We start from the raw sequence: 16,055 nt of genomic DNA, 5'->3' as shown, positions 1-16,055 counted from the left end.
GAGATACGCCTGAAGGCTGATGGGGCCCGATCCGGGCATCGGGCAAGATGGAGGGAAGCGAGGACCCGCCGGGTCCTCACGGGAACATCGGCGAGGACAACATGTTCGAATGGATCGTGGCCAACGGCTGGGTCTTCTGGCTGGCGGTATTTCTGATCCTGGCCATCGTGGAAATGATGTCCCTGGACCTCTACTTCATCATGCTCGCCGGCGGCGCGCTGGGGGCCGTCTTCGTCGCGCTGGCCGGCGGCCCGTTCTGGCTCCAGACGCTGGTGTTCTGCGTCCTGGCGCTGGCCATGATCCTGTTCCTGCGCCCGCTCGCCATCAAGCACCTGCACAAGGGCCCGCCCGGGCTGCGCACCAACGTGGACCGCCTGATCGGCGAGGACGCGCTGGTGCTGGAGCCGACCAGCCGCATCGCCGGCAGCGCCAAGATCGGCGGCGAGACCTGGAGCGCCCGCAGCGAGGACGACGCCCCGCTGGAGCCGGGCACCTACGGCACCGTTCTGCGCATCGACGGGGCCACGGCCTACATCACCGTCCGGGGGCGGACCTCCGCCACCGACGCCGGCGCGGAGGGCTAGGCCGGGGCGTCCCGGCCGCGCGGTCCGCGTCCGCGGAATACAGATTTTCAGGCCCGGCCAACCGGTCCGGGCGCACCGAGGGGTGCACGGCGCAGTGAACAACACTGTGCACAACACAAGGGGGTAGCATGTTGGATTCGCCAGGCATAGGCGTCGCAATCGTCCTGGTGGTGCTGGCGGTCTTCGTCATCATCGTCGTGGTCCGGGCGGTGCGGATCGTCCCGCAGGCGCGGGCGGGCATCGTGGAACGGCTGGGCAAGTACAACCGGACCCTCCTGCCGGGCCTGACGCTGCTCATCCCGTTCGTCGACCGGCTGCTGCCGCTGCTGGACCTGCGCGAACAGGTGGTGAGCTTCCCGCCGCAGCCGGTCATCACCGAGGACAACCTGGTGGTTTCCATCGACACGGTGGTCTACTACCAGATCACCGAGCCGCGCGCGGCGACCTACGAGATCGCCAACTACATCCAGGCCGTCGAGCAGTTGACCACCACCACGCTGCGCAACGTGGTGGGCGGGCTGAACCTCGAGGAGGCGCTGACCAGCCGCGACCAGATCAACGGCCAGCTGCGCGGGGTCCTGGACGAGGCCACCGGCAAGTGGGGCATCCGCGTGTCCCGGGTCGAGCTGAAGGCGATCGACCCGCCGCTGTCCATCCAGGACTCCATGGAGAAGCAGATGCGCGCCGAGCGCGACCGCCGCGCCGCGATCCTCACCGCCGAGGGCACCAAGCAGGCGGACATCCTCACCGCCGAGGGCCAGCGCCAGGCCGCGATCCTCAAGGCCGAGGGCGACGCGAAGGCCGCGATCCTGCGCGCGGACGGCGAGGCCCAGGCCATCCAGAAGGTCTTCGACGCCATCCACGCCGGCAACCCGGACCAGAAGCTGCTCGCCTACCAGTACCTCCAGACCCTGCCCAAGCTGGCCGAAGGCTCCTCCAACAAGCTTTGGATCATCCCCAGCGAGGTCGGCGAGGCGCTCAAGGGCATCGGCGGAGTCCTCGGCAACCTGGTGCCGGAGGACGGAAAGCCCGGACCGCGGCCCACGCCGTAGCCGGCACGATATACTGGTTTCTTCGAGTCTTCCGTCCCGGCGGGAATCACATCCCCGCCGGAGACGTTGAATCCAAGTAGCCTTCGTCTTCTCGAACGCAGTAGGGAGTAATCATGAGCGATCGCAGTTTGCGCGGCATGCGCTTGGGCGCACAGAGCATGGAAACCGAGGCGGGCGTCGAGCCGGCCCCGCGCCAGCGGGTCGAGTACCGCTGCGAGGACGGCGAGCAGGTCTTCGTGATCTTCTCCTCCGAGGCCGAGATCCCGGCGACCTGGATCTCCAAGACCGGCAAGGAAGCCACCCTGGTCAACGGCGAAAAGCCGGTGGACAGCAACGAGAAGCCCGTGCGCACCCACTGGGACATGCTGCTGGAGCGCCGCTCCGTCGAGGAACTCGAGCAGATCCTCAAGGACCGCCTGGACAAGCTCCGCGCCGCCCGCGGCGAAAAGGTCAACGCCTAGGCGAAGCCCGGGCCGGCCTGGTCCGGCACGCGAAAGGGGTCCGCACCGTTACGGTGCGGACCCCTTTCGCGTGTCCGGCGGGACAGGTCCCGCTAGGCCTGCTTGCCGGTGAGCTTGCGCCAGCGGGCCCCCAGGCCCCACTTGGTCACGTTGAGCATGGCCTCGACGACGATGTTGCCGCTCATCTTGGAGACGCCGAGCTCACGTTCGACGAAGGTGATGGGCACCTCGACGATGCGCTTGCGCAGCTTGGCCACGCGGAAGGTCATGTCCACCTGGAAGCCGTATCCGACGGATTCGACGGCGGAGAGGTCCAGCGCCTCGAGGGTCTCGCGGCGGAAGGCGCGGTAGCCGGCGGTGATGTCCCGCACGCCGATGCCGAGCATGATGCGCGAGTACAGGCTGCCGGCGCGGGAGAGCAGCTTGCGGCGCAGCGGCCAGTTGACGACGCTTCCGCCCTTGACCCAGCGCGAACCGATGACCAGGTCCGCGCCGCGCGGGATCTCGGCCAGCAGGCTGGGCAGCTGCTCGGGCTGGTGGGAGCCGTCGGCGTCGAGCTCGACGAGGACGTCGTAGCCGCGCTCGAGCGCCCAGCGGAACCCGGCGATGTAGGCGGCGCCGAGGCCGGCCTTGCCGGTCCGGTGGAGCACGTGGATGTTGGAATCCCCTGCCGCCAGCTCGTCGGCCAGGCGCCCGGTTCCGTCGGGGCTGTTGTCGTCGACGACCAGGACGTCGGAGTCCGGGACGGCCGCCCGCAGCCGTCCGACGGTCAGCGGCAGCGACTCGAGCTCGTTGTAGGTGGGAATGATGGTGACTACCCGCACGCGGTTGTACCCTTCTGCACACGTGGACGGGCCCGTGGGCCCGACGAACCGGCCCGCGGCTCCGCGGGCCCCTTTCCCGGCCGCGCGCACGGACGCTCCATGCGGCTCACGCCGGGAAACCAAAGGGCCAGTATATCCGCCCCCCGCTCGGGTTCCGGCGGCCCGCGCCGCCGGCGGGCGGGGCAGGCGGGCGCGGCGGCCAGGGGCGCGAAAAGACCCCGGGAACTTCGGACCAGGATCCCCCGAAAAGATGAATGTGGCGGGGATGCCTGTTTTCTACTGTTCCCGGGGCCTTGACGCGTGTTGCCGCCGGTTTCCCGGCGCGGCGAACCCACCTAAGCCACGTAGGAGGGGTGCGCCGTTGCAGGTCCAGCGTATCCGGAAGTTACCGGCTGTCAACCATTTACTGACCAGTGACAACCAACATCACCGCATGTCAGGCCCGGGTAGGGGCGCTCCGGAAGGAGGCGCCGTTCACCTCGGGGATACGGGAAATCAGGCGTCGAAGATCACGCGCCCGGCACGCACCGTGCGCAGGCACCGCGGGGCCCCCTCGTCCAGCACCGGCAGCATGGGGGTGCCGGCGCGGGCATCGGTGCTCCAGGAGGACACCCGCAGGTCGGGGGTCTGCACGGCCAGCTCGGAGGCCTGCCACACGGCGAAGGTCGCCTCCGTGCCCGGGCCCAGCTGCCCGGCCAGCGGGGACGGCTCCCCCACCGCCCGGTACCCGGCGCGGGTGTGGGCCAGGAATGCCGCGCGTGCGGAGATCCGCGCCCGCTCGGAATTCAGTTCCAGGCAGGCCTTCACCGCCAGCCAGGGGCTGGCCGGAACCACGGGGCTGTCCGAGCCCAGGCACACCGGCACCCCGGCGGCGAGGTACCGTCCGACCTCGTTCATGCCCGCGGCACGCTCGGCGCCCAGCCTGCGCGCGTACAGTCCCCCGTCCCCGCCCCAGGCGGCGTCGAAGAGCGGCTGGAGGGAGGCCGTCACGCCGAAGCCGAGCAGCGCCTGGATCGCGGCGTCGTCCGCCATTTCCGCGTGCTCGAGGCGGTGGCGGCCTGCCTGCACCGCGGCCAGGCCAACGCGTTCGGCGGCCAGCGTGAACCCGGCGACCGTCTCGTCGATCGCGGCGTCGCCGATCGCGTGGAAGCCGGCCTGGATGCCGGCGGCCGAGCAGGCCGCGACGTGGGCCGCGATGGCGTCCGCGTCCAGGTGCAGGGTGCCGCGGGTGTGGGGGGCGTCGGCGTAGGGGGCGCGCAGCCGGGCGGTGCGCGAGCCGATCGACCCGTCCACGTTCAGGTCCCCGCCCAGCCCGGCGAGGCGCCCGCCGAACGAGCCGGCCAGGGAACGGGCCTGGTCCGCGGTCTCGACGGCCTCGCCCCAGTAGGCGTAGATGCGCGGCAGGGCGGAGCCGTCGGCTTCCAGCGTGCGGAACAGCGCCTCAAGGTCTTCGCGCCCGGCCAGGTGGGGGGCCGCCATTTCCGCGGCCGCGGCGTAGCCGTTGGCGGCCAGGTGTTCCAGCCCTCGGCGCTGGAGCCCGGCGCGGGTGGCGCCGTCCAGGTCCAGGACGGCGGCGCGGATGGCCGCATGGGCCGGACCGTGGACCCGCCCGTCGCCGTCCCAGCCCTCGTGCGCGGCGATGCCGGTGCGCACCGCCAGGCCGGTGCTGACGGCCGCCGAGTGCAGGTCCACCCGGGCCAGGTAGACGTCGCGGCCTCCGGCGGCGCGCTCGAGTTCCTCGGCGGAGGGGCCGCGGCCCTCCGGCCACGCGGTCTCGTCCCATCCGGAACCGAACACCGGGCCGGCCCCGGCGGCGGCGTGGCCGGCGACGGCGTCCAGCGCCTGGGCCAGCGATCCGGCCCCGCGCAGGTCCAGGGCGGACAGCGCCAGCCCGGTTTCGGTCAGGTGCACGTGCGAATCGAAGAACGCCGGGGCCACCAGGGCGCCCTCGAGGTCCACGACCTCCATGCGCGCATCCAGCAGCGCCGAGGCCGCCGACTCGGACCCGACCCACGCCACGGTCCCGCCCTCCACCAGCATGGCGGTGGCGAACGGGTCGGCCGCGCTGTAGATGGAACCGTTCCGGTACAGGACCAGCGAAGACATGGGGGTGTTCCTTTCCAGGGGGGTGCCGGGCGCGGGCCCGGGGGGCTATTCGGCGATGCTCGAGTAGGCGACGACGCCGCGGCGGACGGATTCGACCGCCGCGATGCACTGGCGGGCCAGGGGCCGGGGCAGGTCGGGGATCTTGGCCAACTGGTCCAGGGTGTCGATCACCTGCTTGGCCCAGCGCACGAAGTCCCCGGCGGCCAGGTCGGTGCCGAGCAGGCATTGCTTCAGGTCCTTGCCGCGCGCCCAGTGGTACATCGGCCAGACCAGGCCGGATTCGGGTTCGGCGGTCTCCGGCAGCCGGTTGGCCTCTTCCAGGTCGGTCAGCCCGGACCAGGCCCGCACTGCCGTTTCCCACGCCTTCTCGATGGCCGGGGTGGGCATCTTCGGGCCCACGCCGCCTTCCTCGCGCTTGGCCTGGTAGACCAGCGTGGTGACGAACCCTGCCAGTTCGGCCGCGTTCATCCCCTCCAGCGCCCCGGATTCGAGCACCAGCGAGGTCAGCAGGTCGCGTTCGCCGTAGATCCGGCGCAGCCGGTTCCCGGCCGGGGGGAAGGCCGGGAGCACAACGTCCCCGCCCTCCTCCGGTTCCGGCTCGGGGGCCAGGTAGCCGTAGTGGGCCAGCACCGCGCAGACCCGGTCGAAGGTCTTGGCGATGGTGTTGGTGCGGCCGCTGATCTGCGCGGCCAGGCGGTCGGTCTCCTGGCGCAGCTTGATCCAGCGGTCCGCCCAGCGCAGGTGGTCCTCGCGTTCGGAACAGCCGTGGCAGGGGTGGCGCTTGAGCCGGCGGCGCAGGTCGGCGATGCGCGCCTCCTGCCGGTCGCTGCCGCCGAAGTCGAAGCCGGCGGCCCCGCGGCGCGGGGGACGGTGCTCGTGCAGGGCGTTGCGCATCGAGGCCGCCAGGTCACGGCGTTCCTTGGGCGACTTGCCGGTGAACGCCTTGGGGATGCGGATGCGGGAGATCACCTCCAGCGGCCCGTTCAGGTCCTGCGGGCCGATGCGCCGGATCTGCCGGTCCTCGGTGAGCACGGTGGGGCGCGGGTCGCGCAGCGAATCGGACAGCGCGATCACCACGGCGCGGCCCAGCTGGCGGGGGCCGGGGACGTCGATCACGTCGCCGGGCACCAGCTGCTCAAGGGACTCGGCGGCCGCGCTGCGGCGGGCCCGGTGGGCGGTGCGGGAGGCGTCCTTCTCGGCGGCCTCCAGTTCCTGGCGCAGCCTGGCGTACTCGGAGAAGTCGCCCAGGTGGCAGGTCATGGCCTTGGCGTAGCCGGCCAGCGACTCCTCCCGGCTGCGCACCTGGCGGGCCAGGCCCACCACGGAGCGGTCCGCCTGGAACTGGGCGAAGGAAGACTCCAGGATCCTGCGGGCCCGCTCGCGGCCGAACTGGGCGGTCAGGTTCAGGCTCATGTTGTAGGTGGGCCGGAAGCTGGAGTTCAGCGGGTAGGTGCGGCGCGAAGCCAGGCCGGCGACGGCCGCCGGGTCGGTGCCCGGCTGCCAGAGCACGGCGGCGTGTCCCTCCACGTCGATGCCGCGGCGGCCGGCGCGTCCGGTGAGCTGGGTGTATTCGCCGGCGGTGATGGAGACGTGCTGCTCCCCGTTGAACTTCTCCAGCTTCTCCAGGATCACGGAGCGGGCGGGCATGTTCACGCCCAGGGCCAGGGTTTCGGTGGCGAAGACCGCCTTGACCAGGCCTTGGGCGAAGAGCTTCTCCACGACCTCCTTGAAGATCGGCAGCAGGCCGGCGTGGTGGGCCGCGAAGCCGCGCAGCAGGCCCTCGCGCCAGGCCCAGAAGCCGAGCACCTCCAGGTCGTCCGGGGGCAGTTCGTAGGCGGCCAGGTCGATGGCCTGCTCGATGCGCTGCGCCTCGGCCTCGGTGGTCAGGGCCAGGCCGGAGCGCACGCACTGGGCGACGGCGGCGTCGCAGCCCTTGCGGGAGAAGATGAACACGATCGCCGGCAGCAGCCCCGCACGGTCCAGGGACAGGACCATCTCCGGACGGGTGACCTTGTACCGGTCCACCGGGACCTGCTGGGGCCGGGCCGGGCCCCTGCCGTGCCCGGGACCGCGGCCGCGGGCCCCGCCGGAGCGGAAGCCGCTGCGCATGTCGCGCTGGGCGAGCTTGGTCAGTTCGGGGTTCACCGCGATGCGTTGCTCGGCGCCGGTGGACCCTTCGGCCGCGGCCTCGTCGAAGGACACCTCCCCGGCGAACAGGTCCAGCAGCCGTCCGCCGACCATGACGTGCTGCCATAGCGGGATCGGGCGGTGCTCGGTGACCACGATCTCGGTGTCCCCGCGCACGGTGTCCAGCCACCCGCCGAACTCCTCGGCGTTGGAGACCGTGGCGCTCAGGGACACCACCTGCACCTCGGAGGGCAGGTGGATGATCACTTCCTCCCAGACGGCGCCGCGGAACTTGTCGGCGAGATAGTGGACCTCGTCCATCACGACGTAGGCCAGGCCGGTGAGGGTGTCCGAATCGGCGTAGAGCATGTTGCGCAGCACCTCGGTGGTCATCACGACCACGTCGGCATCGCCGTTGATGGTGGTGTCGCCGGTGAGCAGCCCCACCCGCTCGGCGCCGTAGCGGGCGGCCAGCTCGGCGTACTTCTGGTTGCTCAGCGCCTTGATGGGGGTGGTGTAGAACGTCTTCAGGCCCCGCTGCAGGGCCATGTAGACGGCGAACTCCCCCACCACGGTCTTGCCGGCCCCGGTGGGCGCGGCCACCAGGACGCCCTTGCCGTCCTCCACCGCCTTGCAGGCGTCGGCCTGGAACGGATCCAGTTCGAAGTCGAGGGTTTGCCGGAAGGCGTGCAGCCGGGTCTTGGCCTCGGCGGCCCTCTGCCGGGATGCCGCGTAGCGTTCGGCCGGGGAGCTCATGGTGCCTGTCTTTCGGGGGTCGGTGCGGCGGGGGCCTTGGGCGACGCCTCCGGGAGGCGACCCTCCGGCGGCCCTAGATGTTTTCGAGGTCCTTCGGTGCGTCGATGCCGTTCGCCCCGCCGAGGGTGGAGCCCGTTCCTCCGGCTGCCGCGGCGTTCTCCGCCTCCAGGGCCGCCCGGCGCCTGGCCCGGCGCTTGTCGTTGGAGAGGCAGACGACGGTCGCTGCGGCGAACAGCACCACCAGCGGGCCGGCCAGCACGAACATGGTCATCGCGTCGCCGCCCGGGGCCGCCATGGCGGAGACCAGGGCGATCAGGAAGACCGTGATGCGCCAGTTCTTGACGATCAGCTTGCCCGGAAGGATGCCGACCATGTTCAGGCCCACCATCAGCACCGGGACAAGCATGGCGACGCCGAACGCGAGCAGCAGGCGCAGGACGAAGGCCAGGTACTCGTTGGCGAGGATGAAGTTTTCCGCGTTGGCCGGGGTCAGCGAAATGAAGAAGCCCAGCGCGTGCGGCAGGACCCAGTAGCCCAGCCAGATGCCGCCGAGGAACAGCGGCACGGCGGCGGCGATGAAGGCCAGCGCCGTGCGCTTTTCCTTCTTCTTCAGGCCCGGAACGATGAAAGCCCACAGTTCGTAGAGGATCACCGGGCTGGCGATGATCAGGCCCAGGAACACCGAGACCTTGATCATCATGTCGAAGGGCGAAACGGCCGTCCCGAAGTTGGGGGTGCCGCCGATGTCCACCAGCGGCTGCATCAACAGGTCCAGGGCCGGGTAGTACAGGAAGAACCCGCCGATGGTGGCCAAAAAGAGCGCCACGAGTGCCACAAAAAGCCGGTTGCGGAGCTCGATCAGGTGCTCTTTGAGCGCCATCCGCCCCTCGGGGTTGGACTTGCGTCCCGCTGCCTTCGTCGTCACGTTCTGCTAGGCGTTGCGGTCACGCTGGTCGGGTTCGACGACCTTGCCCTCGACGGTTTCGCCGGAGGCGGTGGAAGCGCCGGGCTTCGGATCCTCGTCCTTCATCTGGCGCACCTCGGACTTGAAGATGCGCAGCGACTGGCCGATCGAGCGGGCCAGTCCGGGAAGCTTCGGGGCCCCGAACAGCAGGAGGGCAAGCACGATGATGATGACCAGATGCCATCCCTGGAGGCCAGCAAACATGGGTACTTCCTTTCGTCCCTTCAAGTCTACGTCACAGCGGATGGAGGTCCCGCCACCGTTGCGGCTGCCCCGCCCGGCGCTTGCGCGCGATCCGGCGCTGCCTCCTGGCCTCGCGCCGGCTCCACTTGCCGGCCTGGTATTCCAGGCGCGCCTCGCCCGGATCGCGGAAGAGCGCGTCCGTTCCCACGGGTGCGCCGCCGGGGGCGCGGGCCGCCGGCACCGCATCGCCCTCAAGGGCGCCGAGCCCGAGCCGGTCCATCGCCTGGCCGGTGTCGTCGGCCAGGCGCATGAAGCCGCGGAAGAGCCGGATGCCGCACAGCACCACGAACAGGGCGGCGGCCGCCGCCAGGAACATCCACAGCAGGATCCAGAACCACCAGGGCATCACAGGCCCTCCTTTCCGTAGAGGGCCAGCGCCGATTCCAGCCATCCGGCCACGGCGTCCGCGTGCCCGGCCGGTTCCAGCACGGCGACCTCGCCGCCGTGGCGGGCCACCAGTCCGGGCAGGTGCTCGGGGGCCGCGATGCGCACCTCGGCGGCGGTCCCTCCCCCGGCCAGCGCGGCCGTGCGGGTGGGGGCGTAGTCGTCCACGATCCGGCCCAGGCGCGCGGAGAAGGCCAGCACCACCACCGCGTCCGTGTCCGCGGCGGTGTACAGCGCCTCCCCGACGCCGGCGTGGCGTTCGCCGGCCTCGAAGGTTTCCCCCGAGGCCGTGGCGCCCAGGATCCGGTCGGTGCGGAAGTTGCGCGGGGCGCAGGCCTGGCGGCACCAGGCCTGCAGGTAGGTGCGTCCGCCGTCCTCGAGCAGGCGCACCGGCTCCACCTCGCGCACGGTGATCTCCTCGCGGACGCGGTTGTGGTACTCCAGGCGCAGCACGCTGCGTGCGCGGACGGCGTCGGCCAGCACCGCGGTCCGCTCCCCGTCCTCGGCGGAGGCCAGGCGCGTCGACACGATCCGGCCCAGCTGCCCGAACTCCCCCGCCGCCTCGGTCAGCTTGGCCAGGGCGGAGGCGACGGCGGTGCGTTCGCCCGTGTCCGGCAGGTCCAGGATCGCCTGCAGGCCCACCGTCAGGGAGAACGCCTCGAGCAGGTTCAGCCGGACCGGGTCGGCCAGGCCCTCGGCGTTGCCGACGGTGACCACCCCGGTCTCCCACTCGACCTCGATCAGCTCGTCCGGGAGCCCGTTGGGCACCCCGCACATGCGGATCATGGCCAGGTCCTCCAGCAGCGCGGCCTTGGTCAGGCCGAAGTGCGCCGCGGTCTCCTCGACGGTGGGCGCGCCGTGGCGCACCACGAAGGCGACGATGTCCAGGGCCCGGGCCACCACCTTGGTCGCGGCCGGGCGGCCGCCGGAGCGGGAGGGCTTGAGCTGGTAGGCCGGCCGGGAGGCGCGCTGGGCCTGAAGCGCGGCGCGCAGCCGGTGCACGACGGCGTCGCGCAGCTCCGGCGGGCCGGTGACCCGGGCCGCGGGACCCAGTTCGGCCAGTTCGGCGGCGGCGGCCTCCGCGTCGTGGTAGCGGAAGGCGACGGACTCGCGCCCGTCGGCGGTGCCGGCGTCGGGCCCGTCGGTTCCGGGCAGGCCGATGGCGGGCAGGGCGGGGATGCCGGCGTCGTCGGCGGCGGCGATGCGCAGGGCCAGGCCGCGGCCGGGCAGCACGTCCGCGGCGGCGGGGGTCATGGCCGAGGCCGGGTCCAGCCGGTCCAGGTGCTCGGCGATGCGGAACCCCTCGGGACGTTTCATGGTGCCGCCGAGGCGGGCGATGTCGCTGGTGATGCGGGAGAGGCGGAACATGCGTTCCTCGCCGCGGTCGCGGTCCAGCCCCACCAGGTACCAGTTGCCGAACCGGCTGCCCACGCCCCAGGGTTCGACGCGGCGCCGGGATTCGGTGCCGTCGACGGCCCGGTAGGTGAAGCGGATCGGCGCCTCCTCCCAGGCGGCGCGCAGGACGTCGGTGAAGACGGCGTCGCCGGCGTGCAGCCGCGCCGCGTGGCCCTCGAAGGCGGCCTCGGCATCGAGCAGGCCGGCCAGCAGCATGCGGTTGGCGGCCCGGGAGGCGGCCGTGCCCAGGGCCGGGTCCTTCCAGACCTTGGAGGCCAGTGCGAGTGCGGCGGCCTCGGCCGGGTCGAAGGCGACCGGGGGCAGGCGGTATTTCTCGGGCAGGATGCGGTAGCGGGTCAGCTGCCGGTCGCCGTCGAAGAAGCCGTCCTCGGTGAGGGTTTCGACGGGGATCCCGAGCTGGCGCAGGTCCTCCTTGTCGCGCTCGAACTTGCGCTCGAAGGCCTCGTCGCCGAGCCCCCGGTAGTCGTCGACGATCTCGCGCAGCTCCGCCCGCGAGTAGCCGCGCTTGCGGTACAGCAGGGCGTACGTCAGGCTGACGAGCTTCTCGGTCCGCGAGGGGGCGTCATCGATTCGTTTGGCTGGCACGCTGGCTACGTTACTATGCGCCGGGGCCTCCGGGCGCGGCCCCCACGCGCAAGGCGGGCCGGACGCGCATCTGCGCGTCCGGCCCGCCTTGGGGTTTGCCGGTACCGGGAGGTGTCTTAGCGGACGCCCACCAGGTCGACGACGAAGATCAGGGTCTCGCCCGGGCCGATCAGGGCGCCGGCGCCGCGGTCGCCGTAGGCCAGGGGCGCCGGGATCTCGAGGCGGCGGCGGCCGCCGACCTTCATGCCCAGCAGGCCCTGGTCCCAGCCCTGGATGACCTGGCCGATGCCCACGGTGAAGTCCAGCGGCGCGCCGCGGCCCCACGAGGAGTCGAACTCCTCGCCGGTGGACCAGGCGACGCCGACGTAGTGGGCGGAGACGGTGCTGCCCGGGACGGCCTCGGTGCCGTCGCCGACGATCAGGTCCTCGATGACGAGGTCGGCCGGCGGGGTGTCGCCGGGGAACTCGATCTCGGGCTTGGTGCGGTCGTATTCGCGCTTACCGAAAGACATGGTGTCCTCTCTGGGGTTGTTCGGCCGGGTTGGTGTGGCCGGGGATTATTCGGCCGACTTGATGTCGACCACAAACACTAGCGTGCCGGTGGGGCCGCCGGTGGAGCCGTCGTCGCCGTAGGCCATGGAGGCGGGGATGGTCAGCAGGACGGTGGAGCCGACCTTCTGCCCGGCCAGGCCCTTGGTCCAGCCGGTGATGACCTGGCCGAGCCCGAACGTGGCCGGCTGTCCGGTCTCGTAGCTGGAGTCGAAGACCTCCCCGGCCTTGTGGTTGGCGCCGTCGGCCCACTGCACCCCGACGTAGTCGACGGTGACGGTCGAGTCGGCGGTGAGTGCCTCGCCGTCGCCCTCCTTCAGGACCTTCACGGCCAGCCCGTTCGGCGGTTCCTTGCCCTCCGGAATGGAGATGGTGGGGGTGCCGTCCTTGCCGAACTCGACGCCGGGCAGGGCGCCGGCCTCGTCGAGCTGCTTGACCTCGTCCTGGCCCAGCAGGCGGGGCGCGTCCTGGGCTCCGGTGACCTTCAGGATCAGGACCTCGCTGGCGGTGTCCGGGGCGGCGGACTCGCTCTGAGGGGCCGCGCTCTCGGTGGAGCCGTCCTCGGGGACCGCGCTCTCGGTGGCGTCGGTGGCGGTGGAGGGGCGCACGTAGGCGATCCAGGAGCCGACCTTGGATCCGACCAGGATCCCGTAGATCTCCGGGTCCGCTTCCTTCAGCTCGTCCACCAGGGAGAGCGTCTGGTCGCCGGCGCTGAAGGTGTCGCCCAGGACGGTGCCGTCGCTGGTCTTGTAGCCGGCGAGCTTGTAGGTGACGTTCTGTCCGGCGGCGATCTCCGCCCCGTCGCCCTCGATGACGACCTTCGCCCCGGCGGCCGTTGCCGTCATCGGGGTGTCGAAGGTGACCGTGGGCGCGGTGTTGTCGTCGTCGGCGGGGGTGATCTTCACGGAGGCCAGCGGGGCCGCATCCCCGACCGACTTGCCGCCGGAGGCGCTGCAGCCGGCGAGCAGCAGCATCGCGGAGGCGAGGAGTAGGGCCAAGAGCTTGCGCACGTGTTCACTTTCGTCGGACGGCGGGGTCTGGTCCGGGCACGCTGGCGCCGGACCACACCCAGCCTAGGGGGTTTGGCTGTGAGAAGGCCAAGCCGCGACGAAAAAAGCCTCAGATCAGGGAGATCAGTTCCTCCACGCGGGGGTCGGTGTTCGCGAACGGGTCCTTGCACAGGATGGTGTGTCCGGCGTGGTCGTTGAGCTTGAGGTGGACCCAGTCGACGGTGAAGTCCCGTCCGGCGTCCTTGGCGGCGCGGACGAAGTCCCCGCGCAGCTTGGCCCGGGTGGTCTGCGGCGGCACGGTGCGCGCCGCCTCGACATCGGCCTGGCCGACCACGGTGGCGGCCAGCCCGCGGGCGCGGAGCACGTTGAACAGGCCGCGGGTGGGCGAGATGTCGTGGTAGGTCAGGTCCAGCTGGGCGATCCGGGGCGCGTCCAGGCCCAGTCCGTGGCGCGTCCGGTAGCCCTCGATCAGCTTGTGCTTGATGGCCCAGTCGATCTCGGTGTCGATGCCGGAATGGTCCCCGGAGCCGACGGCGTCCAGGGCCCGGTTCCACAGGTCCAGGACCCGCGGCACGTGCGGGGTGTGGGCGCCCTCGCGGTCCACGAAGGCGGTGGCCTTCTCCAGGAAGTGCCGCTGCAGGTCCAGCGCGCTCGTGTCGCGGCCGCTGGCCAGGCGGACCGGGGCCTTGCCGGTGAGGTCGTGGGAGATCTCGCGGATGCTGCGGATCGGGTTCTCGAGGCGGAAGTCGTCCATGATCGTGCCGGCCTCGATCATGCGCAGCATCAGGTCGGTGGTGCCGACCTTGACCAGCTGGGTGGTCTCCGACATGTTCGAATCTCCCACGATCACGTGCAGGCGCCGGTAGTGCTCGGCGTCGGCGTGCGGCTCGTCGCGGGTGTTGATGATCGGGCGGGACCGGGTGGTGGCCGAGGAAACCCCCTCCCAGACGTGGTCGGCGCGCTGGGAGAAGGAGAAGCGGTGTTCGCCGTCCACCGGGACCACCTTGCCGGCGCCGGCGAACAGCTGGCGGCTGACCAGGAACGGGATCAGGATCTCGGCCAGCCGGGAAAACTCCAGCCGGCGCGGGATCAGGTAGTTCTCGTGGCAGCCGTAGGAGTTGCCCGCCGAGTCCGTGTTGTTCTTGAACAGGTAGATGGACCCGGTGTACCCGTCCTCGCGCATGCGGTCCTCGGCGTTGCGCACCAGGTCGTTGAGGATCAGTTCCCCGGCCCGGTCGTGGGCGATCAGCTGGGTGACGTCGTCGCACTCGGCGGTCGCGTACTCGGGGTGGGAGCCGACATCGAGGTAGAGCCGCGACCCGTTGGTCAGGAACACGTTGGAGCTGCGCCCCCAGGCCACGACCCTGCGGAACAGGTACCGGGCCACGTCTTCGGGCGAGACGGGCCGTCCGCCCGGCGCCGAGTAGGTGACGCCGTACTCGGTTTCGATGCCGTAGATCCTGCGGTCCACGTGCCAACCCCTTTCGTCAGGCCGCCAGGATGACGGCCAGTTCGTTCTTGTCCAGCCGGCGGAAGCACCGGCGGCGTCCGCGCAGTACCTGCGGGTCCCGGTCCAGGACCGCCACCTCAAGCATCGCGGCGCCCTCGGGCCCGTCGGGAACGCCCGGCAGCGCCGCGGCCGCGGCCCGGATGGCTCCGGCGAAGCCCTGGTCCGCCGCGGCGTCCCCGCCCCAGGCCTCGTTCAGGCTGGCGGAGATGGTCTCCGCGTCGCCGCCCATGATGATCACGCCAGGCTCGTCGGCGATGGAGCCGTCGAAGTTGAGGCGGAACAGGTGGTCCGAGGCCTGGCTGTCGCCGACCTCCACGACCGCCAGCTCCACCTCGAAGGGCTTGCTGTCGGCGGTGAAGACGGCGCCGAGGCTTTGCGCGTAGACGCTGGCCAGGCCGCGCCCGGTGACGTCCTCGCGGGCGTAGGAATAGCCGCGGGTGTCCGCGTAGCGCACCCCGGCCTGGCGCAGCGACTCGAACTCGTTGTACTTGCCGACGGCGGCGAACGCGATCCGGTCGTACAGCTCCCCCACCTTGCGCAGCGAGCCGGACGGGTTCTCCGCCACCAGGGCGATGCCCTCGCGGCAGCCCAGCACCACCACCGAGCGTCCCCGGGCGATGCCCTTGCGGGCGAAGTCCGCCCGGTCCTTCATCAGCTGTTCGGGCGAGACGTAGAACTGCGCGGACATCTAGGCCTCCCGTCCCGCGATGGAGCGTTGGCGGATGATCGTGGCGGAAATCTCCGCCAGCGTGTCGTCGGGCACCCGGGAGGTGCCCCCGGCATCGACGGAGTACACCACCGGCCACAGCTGGCGCAGCGGGTCCGGCCCGCCGGTGGCGGAGTCGTCGTCGGCCGCGTCGAAGATCGCCTCCACCGCCACCTTCACGCCGTCCTCGCGGGACAGGCCCGGCTTCCAGAGCTTCTTGAGCGCCCCGCGCGCGAACACGGAGCCGGAGCCGATGCTGTGGTGCTCCAGTTCCTCGTAGCGGCCGCCGGTGACGTCGAAGGAGAACAGGCGCCCGACCCCGCGCAGTTCGTCGTAGCCGGCGAACACCGGCACGGCGGCCATGCCCTGCATGGCCATGCCCAGGTTGCCCCGCACCATCGAGGCCAGCCGGTTGGCCTTGCCGTCGAGGCTGAGCAGCGTGCCCTCGATCTTCTCGTAGTGCTCCAGCTCCACCTGGAACAGGCGGGCGATGTCCATGGCGATGCCCGCGGAACCGGCGATCCCCACCACCGAATAGCGGTCGGTGGGGAAGACCTTCTCGATGTGGCGGCTGGCAATCACGTTGCCGATGGTGGCGCGCCGGTCGCCGGCGACCACCACCCCGCCCTCGAAAGCCAGGGACACGATCGTGGTCGCGTGCGGGACCCCGCCGGAGATCCCCTCCGGGGCCGCCGGGACGGACCCGGCCGGCAGCAGGTCGGGACGCTCGCGCACCAGGTATTCGAGGAAGGACGGGCCCGCGGGCAGTTCCACCACC

General features: G+C 71.3%; 15 protein-coding genes. 3 read left to right on the top strand and 12 right to left on the bottom strand.

What is annotated here, in order from left to right:
* Positions 1-101 precede the first annotated feature (101 nt).
* The 3 genes from ABD912_RS14535 to ABD912_RS14525 all read left to right on the top strand — a co-directional run bounded on the left by ABD912_RS14535 (position 102) and on the right by ABD912_RS14525 (position 2,097).
* Complete coding sequence (locus ABD912_RS14535) at positions 102-584, top strand: NfeD family protein (RefSeq protein ID WP_345151785.1); 483 nt, start codon at positions 102-104, stop codon at positions 582-584.
* 128 nt (positions 585-712) lie between these two features.
* Positions 713-1,636, top strand: coding sequence for an SPFH domain-containing protein (locus ABD912_RS14530; RefSeq protein ID WP_345151784.1), 924 nt, complete (start codon positions 713-715; stop codon positions 1,634-1,636).
* A gap of 113 nt (positions 1,637-1,749) precedes the next feature.
* The gene (locus ABD912_RS14525) at positions 1,750-2,097 is read left to right on the top strand and encodes an RNA polymerase-binding protein RbpA (protein WP_345151782.1); all 348 of its coding nucleotides are present in this window, start codon (positions 1,750-1,752) and stop codon (positions 2,095-2,097) included.
* A 92-nt stretch (positions 2,098-2,189) separates the two neighbouring features.
* Here ABD912_RS14525 and ABD912_RS14520 read toward each other — a convergent pair whose 3' ends face one another.
* From ABD912_RS14520 to prcB, 12 genes are all read right to left on the bottom strand, one after another.
* Positions 2,190-2,921 (bottom strand): polyprenol monophosphomannose synthase, encoded by a 732-nt coding sequence (locus ABD912_RS14520; protein WP_345151781.1) that lies wholly within the window; start codon positions 2,919-2,921, stop codon positions 2,190-2,192.
* Between the two features lie 495 nt (positions 2,922-3,416).
* The gene (locus ABD912_RS14515) at positions 3,417-5,027 is read right to left on the bottom strand and encodes an amidohydrolase (protein WP_345151780.1); all 1,611 of its coding nucleotides are present in this window, start codon (positions 5,025-5,027) and stop codon (positions 3,417-3,419) included.
* A gap of 45 nt (positions 5,028-5,072) precedes the next feature.
* Positions 5,073-7,910: a DEAD/DEAH box helicase gene (locus ABD912_RS14510; RefSeq protein WP_345151779.1), complete on the bottom strand. Its 2,838-nt coding sequence runs from the start codon at positions 7,908-7,910 to the stop codon at positions 5,073-5,075.
* A 73-nt stretch (positions 7,911-7,983) separates the two neighbouring features.
* Positions 7,984-8,790: a twin-arginine translocase subunit TatC gene (gene tatC, locus ABD912_RS14505; protein ID WP_425548080.1), complete on the bottom strand. Its 807-nt coding sequence runs from the start codon at positions 8,788-8,790 to the stop codon at positions 7,984-7,986.
* 51 nt (positions 8,791-8,841) lie between these two features.
* Entirely contained in the window at positions 8,842-9,078 is a 237-nt protein-coding gene (gene tatA, locus ABD912_RS14500; RefSeq protein WP_345151777.1) for a Sec-independent protein translocase subunit TatA, read from the bottom strand.
* A 31-nt stretch (positions 9,079-9,109) separates the two neighbouring features.
* Entirely contained in the window at positions 9,110-9,463 is a 354-nt protein-coding gene (locus tag ABD912_RS14495; RefSeq protein WP_345151775.1) for a hypothetical protein, read from the bottom strand.
* Positions 9,463-11,502, bottom strand: a complete 2,040-nt coding sequence (locus ABD912_RS14490; protein WP_345151774.1) for a helix-turn-helix transcriptional regulator — start codon at positions 11,500-11,502, stop codon at positions 9,463-9,465. Before ABD912_RS14490 ends, ABD912_RS14495 begins: the two co-directional genes overlap by 1 nt.
* Before the next feature lie 116 nt (positions 11,503-11,618).
* Positions 11,619-12,014: an FKBP-type peptidyl-prolyl cis-trans isomerase gene (locus tag ABD912_RS14485; RefSeq protein WP_345151773.1), complete on the bottom strand. Its 396-nt coding sequence runs from the start codon at positions 12,012-12,014 to the stop codon at positions 11,619-11,621.
* 45 nt (positions 12,015-12,059) lie between these two features.
* Positions 12,060-13,061 (bottom strand): FKBP-type peptidyl-prolyl cis-trans isomerase, encoded by a 1,002-nt coding sequence (locus ABD912_RS14480; RefSeq protein ID WP_345151772.1) that lies wholly within the window; start codon positions 13,059-13,061, stop codon positions 12,060-12,062.
* A gap of 109 nt (positions 13,062-13,170) precedes the next feature.
* Positions 13,171-14,532, bottom strand: coding sequence for a Pup--protein ligase (pafA, locus tag ABD912_RS14475; RefSeq protein ID WP_345151771.1), 1,362 nt, complete (start codon positions 14,530-14,532; stop codon positions 13,171-13,173).
* A gap of 16 nt (positions 14,533-14,548) precedes the next feature.
* The gene (gene prcA, locus ABD912_RS14470) at positions 14,549-15,259 is read right to left on the bottom strand and encodes a proteasome subunit alpha (protein WP_345151770.1); all 711 of its coding nucleotides are present in this window, start codon (positions 15,257-15,259) and stop codon (positions 14,549-14,551) included.
* Entirely contained in the window at positions 15,260-16,054 is a 795-nt protein-coding gene (prcB, locus tag ABD912_RS14465) for a proteasome subunit beta (RefSeq protein ID WP_345151769.1), read from the bottom strand.
* Position 16,055 lies beyond the last annotated feature (1 nt).

Origin of the sequence: Arthrobacter ginkgonis, assembly GCF_039540195.1 — a bacterium.
Taxonomy (GTDB): domain Bacteria; phylum Actinomycetota; class Actinomycetes; order Actinomycetales; family Micrococcaceae; genus Zafaria; species Zafaria ginkgonis.
Note: the sequence above shows the minus strand (reverse complement) of the source record. Positions and strands in the feature narration are given on the sequence as shown.

What these genes read in the sequence shown, in the direction of transcription:
- ABD912_RS14535 (WP_345151785.1), top strand. Translation starts at nt 102, where the DNA reads ATGTTCGAATGGATCGTGGCCAACGGCTGGGTCTTCTGGCTGGCGGTA.
- ABD912_RS14530 (WP_345151784.1), top strand. Translation starts at nt 713, where the DNA reads ATGTTGGATTCGCCAGGCATAGGCGTCGCAATCGTCCTGGTGGTGCTG.
- ABD912_RS14525 (WP_345151782.1), top strand. Translation starts at nt 1,750, where the DNA reads ATGAGCGATCGCAGTTTGCGCGGCATGCGCTTGGGCGCACAGAGCATG.
- ABD912_RS14515 (WP_345151780.1), bottom strand. Translation starts at nt 5,027, where the DNA reads ATGTCTTCGCTGGTCCTGTACCGGAACGGTTCCATCTACAGCGCGGCC.
- ABD912_RS14510 (WP_345151779.1), bottom strand. Translation starts at nt 7,910, where the DNA reads ATGAGCTCCCCGGCCGAACGCTACGCGGCATCCCGGCAGAGGGCCGCC.
- tatC (WP_425548080.1), bottom strand. Translation starts at nt 8,790, where the DNA reads ATGGCGCTCAAAGAGCACCTGATCGAGCTCCGCAACCGGCTTTTTGTG.
- tatA (WP_345151777.1), bottom strand. Translation starts at nt 9,078, where the DNA reads ATGTTTGCTGGCCTCCAGGGATGGCATCTGGTCATCATCATCGTGCTT.
- ABD912_RS14495 (WP_345151775.1), bottom strand. Translation starts at nt 9,463, where the DNA reads ATGCCCTGGTGGTTCTGGATCCTGCTGTGGATGTTCCTGGCGGCGGCC.
- ABD912_RS14485 (WP_345151773.1), bottom strand. Translation starts at nt 12,014, where the DNA reads ATGTCTTTCGGTAAGCGCGAATACGACCGCACCAAGCCCGAGATCGAG.
- prcA (WP_345151770.1), bottom strand. Translation starts at nt 15,259, where the DNA reads ATGTCCGCGCAGTTCTACGTCTCGCCCGAACAGCTGATGAAGGACCGG.